The 15,067-nt window shown below is 69.8% G+C and carries 16 protein-coding genes; 3 read left to right on the forward strand and 13 right to left on the reverse strand.

All coding sequences use genetic code 11. The annotated features are described in order from the left end of the window. The first annotated feature begins 34 nt into the window (after positions 1 to 34). Both C5B99_RS05515 and C5B99_RS05520 read left to right on the forward strand, forming a co-directional pair. Positions 35 to 1,270 (forward strand): hypothetical protein, encoded by a 1,236-nt coding sequence (locus tag C5B99_RS05515; RefSeq protein ID WP_104240794.1) that lies wholly within the window; start codon positions 35 to 37, stop codon positions 1,268 to 1,270. Continuing rightward, complete coding sequence (locus C5B99_RS05520; RefSeq protein ID WP_104240795.1) at positions 1,267 to 4,017, forward strand: fibronectin type III domain-containing protein; 2,751 nt, start codon at positions 1,267 to 1,269, stop codon at positions 4,015 to 4,017. The genes C5B99_RS05515 and C5B99_RS05520 overlap by 4 nt, the downstream gene beginning before the upstream one ends. A 943-nt stretch (positions 4,018 to 4,960) precedes the next feature. Here the strand turns inward: C5B99_RS05520 and C5B99_RS05530 are convergent. The 3 genes from C5B99_RS05530 to C5B99_RS05540 form a co-directional block, all read right to left on the reverse strand. Next, positions 4,961 to 5,608, reverse strand: coding sequence for a heme oxygenase (biliverdin-producing) (locus C5B99_RS05530; protein ID WP_104240797.1), 648 nt, complete (start codon positions 5,606 to 5,608; stop codon positions 4,961 to 4,963). A gap of 117 nt (positions 5,609 to 5,725) precedes the next feature. Next, a complete protein-coding gene (locus C5B99_RS05535; RefSeq protein ID WP_104240798.1) occupies positions 5,726 to 6,661 on the reverse strand; it encodes a patatin-like phospholipase family protein in 936 nt (311 codons plus the stop codon). A gap of 194 nt (positions 6,662 to 6,855) precedes the next feature. Beyond that, entirely contained in the window at positions 6,856 to 7,140 is a 285-nt protein-coding gene (locus tag C5B99_RS05540; RefSeq protein WP_104240799.1) for a hypothetical protein, read from the reverse strand. Between the two features lie 116 nt (positions 7,141 to 7,256). On the opposite strand from C5B99_RS05540, the gene C5B99_RS05545 reads away from it, so the two are divergent. Further along, positions 7,257 to 7,763, forward strand: a complete 507-nt coding sequence (locus C5B99_RS05545; protein WP_146081319.1) for a hypothetical protein — start codon at positions 7,257 to 7,259, stop codon at positions 7,761 to 7,763. A gap of 22 nt (positions 7,764 to 7,785) precedes the next feature. Here the strand turns inward: C5B99_RS05545 and C5B99_RS05550 are convergent, their stop codons facing one another. From C5B99_RS05550 to C5B99_RS05595, 10 genes are all read right to left on the reverse strand, one after another. Continuing rightward, positions 7,786 to 8,220 carry a hypothetical protein gene (locus C5B99_RS05550; RefSeq protein WP_104240801.1) on the reverse strand — a complete coding sequence of 145 codons (435 nt, stop codon included), beginning with the start codon at positions 8,218 to 8,220 and terminating at the stop codon, positions 7,786 to 7,788. Then, positions 8,217 to 8,624 (reverse strand): hypothetical protein, encoded by a 408-nt coding sequence (locus tag C5B99_RS05555; protein ID WP_146081950.1) that lies wholly within the window; start codon positions 8,622 to 8,624, stop codon positions 8,217 to 8,219. Before C5B99_RS05555 ends, C5B99_RS05550 begins: the two co-directional genes overlap by 4 nt. A 39-nt stretch (positions 8,625 to 8,663) precedes the next feature. After that, positions 8,664 to 9,011: a hypothetical protein gene (locus C5B99_RS05560; protein WP_104240803.1), complete on the reverse strand. Its 348-nt coding sequence runs from the start codon at positions 9,009 to 9,011 to the stop codon at positions 8,664 to 8,666. A gap of 191 nt (positions 9,012 to 9,202) precedes the next feature. Continuing rightward, positions 9,203 to 9,721, reverse strand: coding sequence for a GNAT family N-acetyltransferase (locus C5B99_RS05565; RefSeq protein WP_104240804.1), 519 nt, complete (start codon positions 9,719 to 9,721; stop codon positions 9,203 to 9,205). 113 nt (positions 9,722 to 9,834) lie between these two features. Continuing rightward, positions 9,835 to 10,932, reverse strand: a complete 1,098-nt coding sequence (locus tag C5B99_RS05570; protein WP_104240805.1) for a hypothetical protein — start codon at positions 10,930 to 10,932, stop codon at positions 9,835 to 9,837. Next, complete coding sequence (locus tag C5B99_RS05575; protein ID WP_104240806.1) at positions 10,929 to 11,255, reverse strand: hypothetical protein; 327 nt, start codon at positions 11,253 to 11,255, stop codon at positions 10,929 to 10,931. Before C5B99_RS05575 ends, C5B99_RS05570 begins: the two co-directional genes overlap by 4 nt. Before the next feature lie 112 nt (positions 11,256 to 11,367). Next, complete coding sequence (locus C5B99_RS05580) at positions 11,368 to 11,691, reverse strand: hypothetical protein (protein WP_104240807.1); 324 nt, start codon at positions 11,689 to 11,691, stop codon at positions 11,368 to 11,370. A 178-nt stretch (positions 11,692 to 11,869) separates the two neighbouring features. Further along, positions 11,870 to 13,960, reverse strand: coding sequence for a M3 family metallopeptidase (locus C5B99_RS05585; RefSeq protein ID WP_104240808.1), 2,091 nt, complete (start codon positions 13,958 to 13,960; stop codon positions 11,870 to 11,872). Positions 13,961 to 14,180: 220 nt separating this feature from the next. Next, a complete protein-coding gene (locus tag C5B99_RS05590; protein WP_104240809.1) occupies positions 14,181 to 14,531 on the reverse strand; it encodes a hypothetical protein in 351 nt (116 codons plus the stop codon). A gap of 2 nt (positions 14,532 to 14,533) precedes the next feature. Beyond that, positions 14,534 to 15,061, reverse strand: a complete 528-nt coding sequence (locus C5B99_RS05595; RefSeq protein ID WP_146080224.1) for a hypothetical protein — start codon at positions 15,059 to 15,061, stop codon at positions 14,534 to 14,536. Between the last annotated feature and the right edge of the window lie 6 nt (positions 15,062 to 15,067).

Genomic DNA, 15,067 nt, shown 5'->3' on the forward strand with positions numbered 1-15,067 from the left:
CCCCCTCGACCCCCGCCGCAGAAGGGCAGAACGCATGACCGCCACCACCCCAACGGCCAGCCGCTTCTCCCGGGCGCGCTTGGCCGCCTCGATCGTCGCGGCCCTCGCCCTCGCCCTCGGTGCCCTGCTCGCCGGCGTCACCGCGTCGCCCGCACACGCCGCGGGCCAGGTGACCATCTCCGGACAGCCCGCGGCGGATGCGCAGAGCGAGATCCAGGTGTCGGGTTCCGGCTTCCAGTCGGTGCAGGGCGGGTTCGGCGGCATCTACGTGCTGTTCGGCTGGGTCGACGATCCGAACGGCGGCTCGTGGAAGCCGAGCGCCGGCGGCGTCACGGGGGAGGACTACCGGTACGTGTACGACGACGAGACGAACCCCGTCGGCTACCAGCTGTTCGCCGCCTTCCCTGGCGGGTCGACCTCCTACGCCGCGAACGGCGGCGAGGTCGCGGCCGACGGCACGTGGTCGGGAACGCTGCGCATTCCCGGCGCCGTCTTCCAGACGTACGACCGCGACCAGAATGCGACCTCGGTCGACTGCACCACCGTGCAATGCGGCATCATCACGATCGGGGCGCACGGCGTGAAGAACACGAACAACGAGTCGTTCACGCCGCTCACCTTCGCCGGCGGTGCGGCAGCCGTCGCCCCTCAGGCCGAGGCCAGCGCCCAGCAGCCGCAGGCGGCGGCCCCCGCGGCTCCCGCCGAGCAGCCTGGCGACGCGGCGCCTGTCGCGACCTCCGCCCCCGTCGGGATGACAACGCAGAGCACAGCCGCGTCGCAGGGCCTCGGCTCCGTCGGCGACGCGCTCGCCTGGCTCGTGGTGCTCGCGCCCGTCCTGCTGCTCGTCGGCCTCACGGTCGTCGCGCTCGCCGTCGGGATCGGCGCGTACCTCGCCGCGAAGAGCCTCCTCCTCGGCGTCAACCCGGCCGCACTCGAGAAGGTGCGCGGGCAGCGGGAGCGCAAGGCGCTGCAGGAGCGAGAGAAGCAGCGCAGGAAAACCGCGGCAGTCAGGCTCTCGCAAGAGCAGCGCGAGGCTCGCGCCCGGCGCAGGCTGGGCGCGGTCGGGGCCCAGCAGGCGCTCTCGCACGTTCCCGCCGGCCCCGCGCCGCTCGAGAACGACAAGCTCGTCGACTTCTTCGCCATGGACGCTCCCTCACCGCGCCACCCGAGTCCGCTCGACGACGCCCGCGGCGACGCGGGCGGCGAGGAGCGCGATGCGCCCACCCTCATCCTCTCGAGCGCGGCCGGACGCCGGGAGGACGCACGGTGACCTCAGCGACGCACCGCCTAGGCACCCCGCGCGGGCGCCGCCTGCCGGCCCCGGGGATCGGCACGCGCATCCTCGCCGGCATCGGCATCATGGGACTTCTCGCGGGAGTCGGGCTCCTGGCCGCGGACTCCGCCGAGGCGGCATCGACACCGGTCACGGGGGTCGGCCTCTCCTGGGCCATGAACGACGAAGCAGGCGGTGGCGCCTACTTCGGCGGGTGCAACTTCCTCTCCGCCGGAGCATCCGGCGACAACGGCAGCTCCGCGGTCTGGGCCGACGATCGCCTCTACTCGGCGAGCGACGGCAGCGTCACGATCACGAAGCCCGACGCCGCCGGCAACCAGGTGCCCGCCACGTGGGACTCCAGGTGCCTCGACGCAGGCGGGAGCAGAGTCGGCACGGGAGCCGGATCGACAAGCGCCAACCAGGTCAACCTCGCCGACGGCACCGGCACCGTCGACCTCGAAGCCGGCACGGCCAGCATCTCCTGGGACGGTGCCTTCACCGTGGTCTTCTACGGAGGCATGACGTACTGGTCGGTCGACGACCTCAGGCTCGACCTCACCGACGGCAGGGGCACGCTCACGGGCACCGCTGGCGGCTACGGCGCCGATATGGACGACCCGACGAAGTGGCAGAAACTCGACCCGCAGCGCGTCACGCTCGCCACGATCGACGCCACGCCGGCCCAGCTCACGGCATCCGGTGCCACCATCACCCCCGACTACCGGGGCGTGGATGCGGGTGCCGTCAGCACACCGCAGGCCCGCACGGGCGACGACTGGGGCTCCTGGCCGAAGGACTTCGTGGCGTTCCACGAAGCGAGCGGGCAGTCGAGCTACTGGTACTCCTCGGGCGGCATCGCCGACCCGAAGAAGGTCGCCGCGCCGCTCGAGCTGCGCTTCGACACCTCCCCGACGGCCACTCCCGCCTACGAGCGGGTGCCGCTCGGCTACGCCGAGGGCACCAAGGTGCGATTCGCCAACCTCGGCGAGGACATCTCCGGGGAGCCCGTGCTCCGCGCCGCGGACGGGAGCGAGCTGCAGCTGCTGCCGGGCACGACCGCGCAGATCACGGCCGGTGCCGGTCTTGGCACGTGGGACATCGCGGAACTGCCCGAGGGTGCGCACGTGTTCACCCTCGCCGTGCGCAACGGTGCAGCAGAGGCCCCGATCGACCTCGGCGCCGGCCACCAGCTCCGCATCACCGTCGTACCGCCGCTCGGGACGACGACGCAGCCAGGAGTGACGGTCAGCGACATCCAGGCCAGCTCATTCACGACCACCATCACCTGGCCTGCCGACGGCGGAGGCCCCCCGACGGGGTACCAGGTGCAGCTCACGCAGGGCGGCACCGCCGTCGGAGCGATCCTGCAGGTTCCAGCGGATGCGACTGGCCAGGGAACGACGATCGTTCCGGGGCTCACCGCCGACACCGAGTACGCGATCACCGTGACCCCGTACCTCGCGACCCAGGCTGGCGCATCCGCGACGCAGCAGCTCAGCACCGGATCGCGCCCCGAACCCACCATGCCGCCCGAGCAGACAACCACGCCCACGACGCCCCCGAGCACCGAGCCGACCGCACCCACCGACGGCGGCGGCGCATCCGCCGACGGCGCGACGTTCTACTGGGGCCTCAACAAGGAGGCAACAAGCGGCGCCTACGCCGGAGGATGCAACTTCCTCGCGGCAGGCGAGGCCGGAGACACGGGCTCATCGCGGGCCTGGAACGCGAGTGAGTACCGCTCCGCCGACGGCAACGTCACCATCATCAAGCCCAACGGCAACGGCTTCGAGCAGGCAAGCTGGGCGACGAAGTGCATCGACCGCACCGGCACCGCCGTCTCGACGGCACGGCTCGGCTCCCACACGGAATCCCAGGTGCGCATCACGGGCGGCGAGGCGACCCGTTCCGGCTCAGAGCTGACCGTGCAGTGGCGCGGCAGCTTCACCGTCGCCTTCTACGGCGGGCTCACCTATTGGACGGCAACCGACCCCGTGCTCAAGGTGGACGGGAGCGGCAAGGGCACCATCACCGCGACCGCGTCCGGCTACGGGGCGTCGATGACGGACGCCTCGAAGTGGATGCCGCTGGCCGAGCGCACCATCACCCTCGCCAACCTGACCGGCGTCGACACCAGTGGCGATGTCATCACGACCACCCCCGACTACGTGGGCGTCTCGTACAGCGGCACGGGCCAGTCGCAGGGAGTGGTCGGCGGGGGCGACTCGACCGCGACAGCACAGGCGGCACGCACGGCGCTGAACTCCAGCTACTGGGGCGCGTTCCCGTCGGACTTCGTCGACTTCCAGAAGGAGACCGGCCAGTTCTCGTACTGGTTCACCTCGAACGGCGCTCGCGACGCCTACAAGCCGACGATCCCGCTCACGGTGAGCCTCGCCGGCGACCACACGCCCACCGTGGGCGCGTACAGCGCGCCGGCCGCGCCGACGCTCACGCAGAACAACGCCTCGAGCGGGACGCGGGCTCCGAACGCGGCCGCACCCGCCCCCACCACGACGGCGCCTGCGGCCGGTGTCGCGACCGCCGGCGGGGGAGCCGCGCAGTCGGAGGCTGGCCCGGTCGCCACCGCGAGTGAGGCCTCGGGCCTGCAGATCGGGGAGATCACTGCGCCTATGGTGCTCGGCGGGGGAGCAGGCATGCTCGCCATCGCCGGTCTGAACTGGTCGATCTCGCTCCTCGTCCGACGAAGGCTCGGCCTCGACCCGAACCTCTTCGGGTAGGTGCGGCTTCCGACCCGTCGGAGCCGTCGTCCGCTCGCCCAAAGTGGAGTTGTGGTCGTCAAAGTGCGCTCGTAGCGACCGCAACTCAGCTCTCGGCCTTGTGCTGGGACGCGCGCCACGGTTGCGGGGAGTCGAGATGTCCGGAGGTTCGGAACGGTCATCCGCTCGCCCAAAGTGGAGTTGTGGTCGTCAAAGTGCGCTCGTAGCGACCACAACTCAGCTCTCGGCCTTGTGCTGGGACGCGCGCCACGTTTGCGGGGTTCGCCCGTGTCGTTTGTAGCTCTGCGCGCTGCTCTACTCGCTGCCTTGCTACCTCGACATAGTTGTGGCGGGATGCTGTTGCTCCGCTTCCCGACCTCACCTGGCCACAACTTTGCGCTCGTGTCGCTCGTGGGCGGCGCCGTCGAGTGCAGATGCAGGCGCGCAGGTCCGGTTGCAGGCGCGCCGCGGGCGAAGATGCGGGGAGCGGCGCAAACACGGGTCCGGGTGCGGGTGCGGGTGCAAGCACGGGTGCAGGTGCGGGCGCAAGTGCGGATGCGGATGTGGGCGCAGGTACGGGTGCGGGCGCAAGTGCGGATACGGGCGCAGATGCAGGGACAGCTGCGGGCGCGCGTGGCGCGTGGCGGGTGCGGGTAACAGGTGCAGGTCCAGGCTCAGGCTGCGGCGCAGTGTTGTGGCCCGGTGCTGGTGCCGCTCGTCCCGACCGCGTTTCGCCACAACTCTGCGCGCACTGGCCGGGTTTGGAGCCGCTCCCGTGAGGTGCGCGAGTCGGTGCGGAGGCCTGCGGGCACGCGAGAACGGCCCGCATCCGAGTGGATGCGGGCCGTGCGCACCTGCGCGTCTGCGCACCTGCGCGTCTGCGCACCTGCGCACCTGCGCGCGTCCGCACCTGCGCGTCTGCGCACCTGCGCGTCTGCGCGTCTGCGTCTGCGCGCGGTTGTCGCTAGAAGCGCGCGTCGAGTGCTTCGAAGATGCGCTCGTTGCAGGTGAAGCTCGCGTTGGCTTCGTCGAGGAGGCGCGCGATGGCCGCTTCGTCGAAGGCGAGGTCGTCGAGCTGGGTGCGGTAGGCGCGCTTGAACGGCACGATCGCGGGGATCTCGGTGAATTCGAAGAACGTCGCCTCATCCGCGGGGAGCCCGTAGGTGCGGTCGAGCATGACGCGCATTGCCTGGCCACCGGAGAGGTCGCCGAGGTAGCGCGTGTAGTGGTGTGCGAGGTAGCGGGCCGGGTCGTCGGCGGATGCGGTGATCCGTTCCGCGTAGTCGCGGGTGGCCGGGAGCTCACCGGGGAGCGGCTGCGTGAGCCGCGGAGCGAGCGCTTCCAGGTCGGCTGCGATCGAAGCGGCACGGTTCAGCTCAACTGCCGGGATGGCGCCGAGCTTGTTGCTCTCGCGCACGGGGACCGCCGCGCTCTCGAGTGCTTCGTACATGAAGCCGTACTGCTGCAGCAGCGCAGCCCAGGCGTCGATGCCGAGCTGGCCGCCCAGGAGGCGCTCGAGGAAGCGCGAGCGTTCGGCGCTTTCGTGGGCCTGCGAGGTGCGCTCGCGCAGGCGCGCGCTGATGGTCGTCGCGGTGTCGGTGACGATGGTCATGAGGGATCCCTTCGGGCGGGATCGGTGCGAGGGGATCGCACCGAAGACTGAATTCCCTCAGCTTAGGTGACCCTTACTTCTTCTGGGAATCCTCTGGGCGAAGATTTCACCCCATCGTTACACCCAGCTCGCAGCCACCTCCTCCGCACAGCGCTGCCCACGCGCGAATCCGGCGCGAGCGGCGGATGGTCGCAGCGAGAGGTCCATGGCGTTGGCCCCGAACAGGTGGTCGAGCTCGGCACCCGGGAAGATGGTCTCGACGGTGCTGCCGGTCGTGCGCAGCTCCTCGAGCTGCGCATCCAGCTGCAGGCCCCACTCGCGCGGTGTGAGGCTCTTCCCCGAGAACGGGGCAAGCACCAGGACACGGTCGAAGCCCATTGCGAGGTCGGCGTTCTCGTTTCGGCGGAAGCCGCCGTCGATGAGCCACCGATCGCCGACGCTGTACGGGAGGCCGCTCGATGTGCTCGCTGCGACGACGTCGACGAGGTCCGCACCGCTGTTCTGGTCGAACGTCACCGGGTCGCCGGTCGCGGCGTCGACGGCGGTGAGCAGCAGCTGCCTCGCAGGCCAGTCCAGCACTGGGAGGCGGGAGGCGACGATGCTGCGCCAGCGGTCCTGCCACGATCCGTCGGCAGCCGACAGCCGCTCGAGCGCGGATGCGCCGAGTCGTCGGCGCATGTCCGTCGCGTCCGCGGATCCGGCGATGAGCCGCTGCATCTGTTCGAGCTGGGCTGCGACCTGTTCGGATACTGCCCCCGGTGGGGGCGGGTGCCGGGGCCCGGACGGGAGGGGTCGCGCGGGCGCGGCGAGAATCGCCTCGAACAGGTCGGACGGTGTCGCCCCGGCGAGCTGAGCACCGGCGGTTGCCCCCGCCGAGGTGCCCACGACGAGGTCGGCGGACGCGACGTCGAGGCCCGCCGCGTCGAGGCCCGCGAGCACCCCGATGAGCCAGGCGTTGCCGGTTGAGCCGCCTCCGCCGAGCACAAGTGCGCGGCGGGGGCTGCGTGCGTCAGACGGCACGAGCAGGGGAGCGGAGGAGGAAGGAAGGTCCATGGAGGTTGCCTTTCACACGGTGCGTGACGGGCGCTCCCAGCGCGACCTGCTTAGTCGCGAGTTCGTGAGCTGCGGGGAGCACCCACTGTTGGTCCTGCGTTCATGGGTGTCACCTCCTGGCTTCGGATCACGATGGAGAACACCCTACGCCTGGCGGGGCGGATCGCGAATCAACCGAGAGCCGAGAGCCTGGCTCAGGCCTCGTTGATGCTGGCCACGAAGGCACGGGGAAGGCGGAGCTCGACTGCCAGCAGGTCGACGCTGACCCCTTCCTCGACGAGCGCTCGCAACCCCACCGTCAGCTCCTCGCGGCGCTGCGCGGGCAGGGCGTGACCCGTCGCCGGGAGAAGTGACTGCAGGTGAGTCAGACGGATGCGCTGATCCCCGGTCAGCGACGCCTGCTCACGCTCGCCTGTGCTGAACCGGAACTCCCAGTCCGGGACCGACGCTGCAGGCACTTGGTTGCCGTCGCTGAGCATGCCGCCGAGGATACCGGGCCGAGGCGCGAGGCGGCCAGGGAGTGCCGTCGGAGCGGTTCGAGGTGGCCGGCGGACGGGTTGCCGTTGCTCGACGTACGCTCGATCAGATGGATGCCATGCGTGAACCACTTGAAGCTGCCCTCGAACGACTGGCGCCGGGCAACGGCGATCCGCTTGCGCGCGTCACGGCGACGCGCGACGCGGCCAGATGGCTCGAGGAAGTCGGCCTCGTGGATGCTGTCGAGCGCGCTCGCGCCGCCGGTTCGACGTGGGCGCAGATCGGAGCGGCGCTCGGCGTCACGGGGGCGACCGCGACCACGAGATTCGGCGGCACCCCGGAGGAACGCGAGGCCAGGGCGCGGCAGTCGCGCGAGCGTGCGGCGCAGCGAAACAAGATCGCATCCGAGGCGATCGGCGCCACACCTCGCGGGGAGCTGCCTGGCATGTCGGTCGCCGACGCTGCCGAGAAGCTCGACGTGCAATTGGGGACGTTCCGGCGCCGCATCCAGGTTGCGCGGGAGAAGAACAGCGCAGCCTTCGCGGCCGCGATCACGGTGGTGCAGCTCTCACCCAAGCGCGAGGTCATGCGCGTCGTTGACCTCGCAGCGGCCGCGCAGATCTAGCGGCGCGCACCGCGGGGCTCGCTCACCCCAGGTATTCGCCCGCCTCGTACCTGACGTGCTGGATGACGACAGCGGCGCTGATCTCGAGCGCGACGAGGACCGTGATGATGCCGAGCGACCACCACACTGACTTGTGGGTGCAGGCGGCGGTGATGGCCGCCGCCGAAAGGCTGAAGAACCAGACCAGGAAGTGAGCGACACCGGCTATCCACGTCGTGAGGATGGCCTCCTCGTAGTGTCCCTTGGGTGTGGTCCAGGTGTCGCTCGCGTTGGCTTCGGGGCCGTAGTGGAGGACCTCGCCGACGCTGAGCGCGAGGAAGACGCCGATGACGAGCGTCGCCGCCGCCGCGAACAGGATGATGACGGTTGCGATGCTCCACCCGAGGATCGGGCGCCAGGCCGAGGGGCGAACTGGGCGATGCTCGGCCGTGTGCCAGGTGGGCACGTCGTCGCTCATCGCACCGCGAGGTCGAGTAGAGGCCAGCCGACGGGAACCACGATGACGATGACCGAGAGCAGGACGAGCATCCCGAACGTGCGGCCGAAGGCGCGCGGACCGATGCTGGCGAAACTGACGGCGGCCCCGAGGTATGCGATCCAGGCGATGCCGAGGGCGAGGATCGCGAGGTCGGTCATGGACTTCGCCTCGCCGTAGTTCAGCGCGGCGGACGAGCGCGGATCCCGATCAGTCTCCATCGCGGCACCGTAGACGAGCATCTCCGTGATCCCTTGGCCGAGTGCGAGCGCCAAGAACCCGAGAACGAACACCCCCGATACGGCGAGGGCAATGATCCTGGCTTCCCCGCGCGGCGCGCGTGCGCTTACCGCTGCGCTTTCCGGCTCGGATTCCACCATTGACATGGCACGAGCTTAGATCTCGTCTGCCCGGGACGCTGTGGCTCAGGGCAGCGATTCGCGGCCCTGCCGAGCGGATCGCCTCGCGTCGCGCATGCCGATCCGGCGGTTGTGCAGCGCTGCGACCCCGAGAGCCGGCACGAGCAGGACCACTCCCAGCAAGACGGCGGTCAGGAGGAATGTCAGGTCTGCGGCTCGCCCGAGCAGCTGCAGTCCACCAATGACGGCGAAGACCATGACCAGGCGGGGGAGGAACCACAGGCGCGGCAGCTTCGGCGGCCGGCCGAACAGCGGGATCCTCTGCCCCGGGTTGCTCCTGGACAGTCGGACGACGTCGACGGCGCACGCCGCCGATCCGATGGCCAGCAGCACGATGCCCCAGAAGAGTTCCATATGGCCCACACGAACACGTTGTTCTGGGTGACGCCTCACCGCGGCGGTGGGACTCGAGGACCTGGTCGCCCATGGAGGCGATGCGTCTAGGGCCTTGTCGTCTCGGTCATGATCTTCGTCACAGCGATGCTCTTCGTCGCCGCAGGCGTCATCGTCCTGGCGCTCGTGGCGAAGATCAGCACGAGCACCTCTCAGAGGCGAGGGAGCTCTGCCTCATAGAGGCTGGACGCCAGCTCGCGTGCACCGTCGGGTGAGATGACGGTGGCATCCCGGACGTGCCGAAACCCTCGCTGTTCGTAGTACGACCGCAGCGCGCGGTTCTCGGTTGCGCAGTCGAGTCGGAGGAGCGGAATACTGCCAGCCGTCGCCTGCGACCGCGCCCAATCGAGGACGCTCTCGCCGAGACCGACGCCCCGGTGCGTCTGCGCGACCGCCAAGCGGTGCACGTAGAGAGCCGCGCGCGCGGTGGTGCCCCAGATCGCGGTGTCGGAGTCGGAGAGGGTGACCGTCGCCACGGTGCGGTCCCCGTCCCTCACGACGAACAGGCGCCCGTGCGCCGCATCGGATTCCAGGAGCGACATCGGCACCTCGTCCTGCCACTGGTCGATGCCACGAGACGCCAACCAGGCACGCGCTTGGGCGATGAGATTCGCTACCGCGGCGACGTCAAGCTCGGACGCCGCTTCGACGCGAACGTGGTCTTCGATCATGATTCACCAACGTACGGCGCTGTTCGTGAGAGCCCTGGAAAGATGCTCGGCTTGTCCCGCACGAGCGAGCATCACTCCGGCTCGGCCCACAGGTTGAAGGTCAGGCGTTGTGACTACGCGGCGGTGTTGCGTGCCCATTCATCCTGTTCAGTCGGCCGGGACCACTCCTCGCGTGCCGCGGTAGCTTCGCGAGCGACGTCGCGCAGCCACAGCGTCGAGTCGGGCGCCCACCCTGCGATCACGGATGCGAACTCCGTATCGACGCGCACGAGCTGCGTTGCCGAGGAGTAGTAGCCCAGGGCCGTGAGGTGCACGGCGTCCCAGTCCTGCGCGACGCGCTCCCAGTGCGGAATGACCCAGCGACCGTTCCGCCCAGTCGTCCGGAACCAGTCGTGGCGCCGCGACGCCGTCACCTCGGCCGGGTAGTCGCGGCAGAGCCTCGCCCAGTCGTCAGCCGACTCGATCTCCAGCACGGACCCAACGCCGCTGACCGGAATGAAGGTCGCCGCCGTCCAGCCGAAGGAGTCCTCCATGAGCTCGAGCGCCGCCTCCACGGTTCCTCGGGTTTCGAGGATTGTCTGTGGCACCGACCACCAGGTTCCCGACCAGCGCGCGTGCGGATCCAATGGGCGGTCTCGCGCTGCCCGTTGCTCTTCGTCGGCCAGCTCCCGCGTCCACGTCCGGAGGGCGGCTGCCGGGTCGGTGGGGAGCGGTGCGGCGTTCTCCGCCGGGTTCCAGTCCACCGCCCACTGCTTCTTTCCCCGCGGGGAGGCGAGGCCCGGGAGCGCTGCGGCGACGAGTTCAGCGATCGGGTGGAGTGCGGCCCGGACTTCGGGCAACGCCGCAACCTCGTCGTTGCCGTCTGGTTCCTGCCAGTAGCGGGCCGAGTTGAGTGACGCGCGCAGGGCTTCCGTCACGCCCTCGGGATCGACCGTTGCCAGGTCGACGCCGCTGAGGCACGCGGCCAACTCCTCAGCAGTGGGGATCGGATCGTCCGTGGGCATGGGCGCGTGTCCGGTCAGGCTGTAGCGAACCCCCGGGTTGACGTCGACGTGACGCGCGAGTGGGAACAGGGCTGAGCCGACCGCTGGGCTGGAGTGCACGGCGTACTCGAGGCACAGCCTGCGCCCGCGGGGGCCGAGGAGCAGACGGGCGGCGACATCGCGCGCGGCTCCCGAGCATCCCATGGCCGGGACATCCGGACCGGTCACCGAAGTGCTCCGATCGATCGCTCGGTCACTCGGAAGGGGTCGTGGTTGAAGAAGCCGTTCCTGGCGTCCAAGAGGAGTCGCTGTTGCTCAGCGACCACGAAGCTGGATTCCGCGCCCCCGATGCCGACCGCGCTTCTGGTTCCGTGGTACCTCGCACCGACGCCGACTCTGTGCGAGCCAGGCTCAACGGTGATCTCGGTCGGCTGTCCCCAACGGGCCGGGTGGTCGACGTCGTCGACGCGGACGACGGGAACCGCGAAGAGAAGCAGGAACCAGGCACTGATCCAGTGGCTTCGCGGAACGACAACGACCGACGAACTCATGCATCCACCGTATCGGTCGAGGAATGAAGCCCCACCGGTTATAGCGTTGCTGGTGCAGCAATCCTGAATGTGTCTCTTCGGGAGTGCGACTCGGGCTCGCGCAGGTCTATTCCTACTGCGGGGCAGTTTCGAGCCGCTGACGATTGACCCGCCGGTTGTGGGCCACCGCCACGAAGAACCCGGGCAGGACAGCGACGGCTGCGAGCACCGCAGCCATGAACATCGGCAGCTCGGTGGCCCTCATGACGGTCAGGACGCCGTAGACGGTGGCGAACCCCATGATGACGCGCGCCACGTACCAGGCTCGGGGGAGCACCGGCGGGCGGCCGATCCACGGGATCCGGTGCTCAGGGTTCACGACCGCGTGGCGCCAGTTGTCGACGACCGCTGCCGTGCCGCCGACCACGATCAACGCGATACCCCAGAAGAGCTCCATGCCGTCCAGCCGAACATGCCGTTCTGGACGTCGGCTCAGCGCAGTCCGAGCGGGCCACGGTACCTGGACATCATTCGTGCCGAGGAACACCTCGTCATCTCGGACGACTGCGTCCCAAGCCCTCCAAAGCGTGCCGAAGTGACCGCAAGATGGAGGGGCCGAAGCCCCTCCATCGCAGCTACTGCAGTCCGCGGCGCTTGAGCAGCGGCTCGATGGGGGCCGGGCCGCCGAGGAGGTCGCTGACCAGCGACATCGCCTCGCGGGAGCCACCAGGCTCGAGGATGCTGCGACGGAAGCGCTCGCCCGCAGCTCGCAGGCCGCCGTCGAGCTCCGCCTGCTCCGCGAACCAGTCGACCGTCGCCGCGTCGAGCACCTCGCTCCAGATATAGCCGTAGTAGCCGGCGCTGTAGCCGCCGGCGAAGATGTGCTGGAAGTAGGGGAGCGTGTACCGCGGCGGCACGGCGGGAAGATCGAGCCCGTAGCGGCGCAGAACGGCTTGCTCGAATGCCTCGACGTCGGTCACCTCGGCCGCTTCCTCGGGCGACAGCGAGTGCCATTCGAGGTCGATGACCGACGCAGCCAGGTACTCGCTGGTGCCGAAGCCCTCGTTGAATGACGCCGAGTCGAGCAGGCGCTCGACGAGCTCCTCCGACAGCTGCTCACCCGTCTCGTGATGCTTCGCGTAGTTGCGCAGCACCTCGGGCCACAGCATCCACATCTCGTTCACCTGGCTCGGGAACTCGACGAAGTCGCGGGGCACATTCGTGCCACCCAGGCTCGGGTAGCCGACCAGCGCGAACAGGCCGTGCAGGGCGTGCCCGAACTCGTGGAAGAGCGTCTCCACCTCGTCGAAGGTGAGCAGCGTCGGCGAGCCCTCAACGGGCTTCGGCACGTTCAACGTGTTGAGCACGACCGTCGGCTCGCCGAGCAGGCGGTTCTGCTGGATGACCGAGTTCATCCACGCGCCACCCCGCTTCGAATCGCGCGTGTAGAGGTCGAGCGAGAACAGCCCGACCTCGGTGCCGTCCTCGTTGCCCACCTCGTACACGACCGCGTCCGCGTGGTGACCGCGCAGCTCGGGCCGCTCGGTGAACGTGACTCCGAAGAGGCGGTTCGCGGCGTAGAAGACGCCGTTCTCGAGCACCGCCTTCGCCTCGAAGAACGGGCGCATCTGCGACGTGTCGACGGCGTAGTCGCGGGCGCGCACCTTCTCGGTGTAGAACGCCCAGTCCCACGGCTCGAGCGCGAAGCTCGGCTCACCGGCCGCGGCCTGTTCGGCGTCGATGGTGGCCTGCAGCACGTCCTGCTCACGGCGCGCGTTGGCGGCGGCGGGAGTCGAGAGCTGCTCGAGGCGCGCTCGGATCGCGGATGCGCTCCCTGCGGTCGACTTCGCCGCGGCGGCCTCAGCGTGGTTCTCGAAGCCGAGCAGACGGGCCCGCTCGGCGCGCACGCGCACCATCTCGAGCGCCGTGGCCCTCGTGTCGTGGTCGCCACCGCGGCTGCCGCGCGCGGACGACGCCTCGAACAGCTTGCGTCGCGTCTCGCGGTTCGTGAGCGTCGAGAGCAGCGGGTGGCCCGTGAAGAGCACCAGCGAGATCAAGTACTTGCCGGTGAGCCCGCGAGCCTCCGCGGCAGCGGATGCGGCCGAGATGGCACTCTCGTCGAGCCCCGCGAGCTCTTCCGCGGAGTCGACGACCAGGGCGAGCGCGTTGCTGTCGGCCTGCAGCTTCTGGTCGAACTGCACCTCGAGCTCCGACAGGCGGCCGTTGAGCTCACGCAGGCGAGCCGACGACGCATCATCGAGGCCAGCACCCGCGAGGCTCGAGTTGCGGTGCAGCTTCTCGACCAGGAACGTCTGCTCGTCGGTGAGCCCCGCCTGCTCGCGGGTGTCGTGCACCGACTGGATGCGCGCGAACAGCGCCCGGTTCAGCGTGATGGAGTCTTCGTGCGCGGTCAGCCGAGGCCCGATCTCCGCCTCGATCTTGTCGATGCCCGGGGTCGCGTCGCCGGAGCTGAGCGTGAAGAAGACGGCGGCCGTGCGCTCGAGGAGCTGGCCGGATCGCTCGAGGGCCTCGACCGTGTTCGCGAACGTCGCAGGCTCGGGGTTCGCCGTGATCGCCTGGACCTCCGCGAGCTGCTGCGCCATGCCAGCTTCGAACGCCGGGAGGAAGTGCTCTTCGCGCACCTCTCCGAACGGCGGCAACTGGAAGGGAAGCGAGCTGGGGTTGGCGAACGGGTTCTCGGCGTCGAGCTGCACGGTCTGGGTCATGCTTCCAACCCTAGGCGCGACCACCGACACGGCACGCGCATCCGCTGTCCGCGCTCAGCGGACGCATCCGGTCGTCACCCCGTCCGCGAAACGCAGAGCGGAGTTGTGGTCGTTCTCACGCGATCGAGACGACCACAACTCAGCTGTCGACCCCCGGGCCGGGGTGGGGGCAGGGCCGGGCCCGGCAGCAGGGGCGACGCGCGCAGCGCGGCGACGCCGCTCAGGCGCGGGGCGCTGGCTCCGGGAAGAGGTCGTCGTCATCTTCGTCTTCGTCGAACACGTCGTGCTCGGGCGAGTCCCCGTCGGCGACGCCGACGCCAGCTCCGACCGGTTCCTCGGCGCCGCTCACCTGCACCGAGCCGTCAGCGCGGAGCGCGACCCGCGGCCCCTGTTCGAGCTCGGCGATGGGCCGCCCCTCGAGCCAAGTGAGCGTCCACCACAGCTTCGAGACGTCGCCGACCGTCGGGGAGAGGACGTGCTCCTGTGCGGAGCAGGCCTCGACGAACTCCGGGTACTTCTCGAGCGAGCGGGGCGGGCGGCTGCCCGCCCGCCACCGTTCGCCGATGAGCACGTCTAGCCTTCGTTCTGCTGGCGGGAGTCGACGGAGATCTCGAAGCGGACCTCGTCGCTGCGGCTGCCCATGCGCGCGGACTGCTGCAGGCCGACCTCGTCCTCGGCGTCGACCAGCCACGAGATGGCGTCGAAGCCACGCTTCGCGGCCGCGGCGAACACCGCGCCGAGGAGCTCCTCGTTGACGGCCGCCCGGTTCGAGTCGGCGCCCGAGTACTTCGCCTCGATGTTCAGCACCGTGCGAGCACCGCGGATGTCGAGGCGCTCACGGAACAGCACGTAGCCGCGGGGCTCGCCCTCGACGAACGCGATCATGCCCTCGAGGTTGCCCGTCTTGCTGGCGACGTGGCGCCACACGCCGAGCGCGCGCCCGTCGTTCGAGCTCTCGCCCAGCGCATCCACGTGCTGCGCGAACAGCGGCTGCCAGACGAAGTAGTCGGTCGGGCCCATGGCCCTGACCTCGATGCTGGGACGCGCCGCGGCGCGGTCCCGCGTTCGCTTGCGGGGCTTGGCCTTTTCAGGAACTGTCATGCCGGC

It is taken from the genome of Pseudoclavibacter sp. Z016 (assembly GCF_002931215.1).
Taxonomy (GTDB): Bacteria; Actinomycetota; Actinomycetes; order Actinomycetales; family Microbacteriaceae; genus Pseudoclavibacter.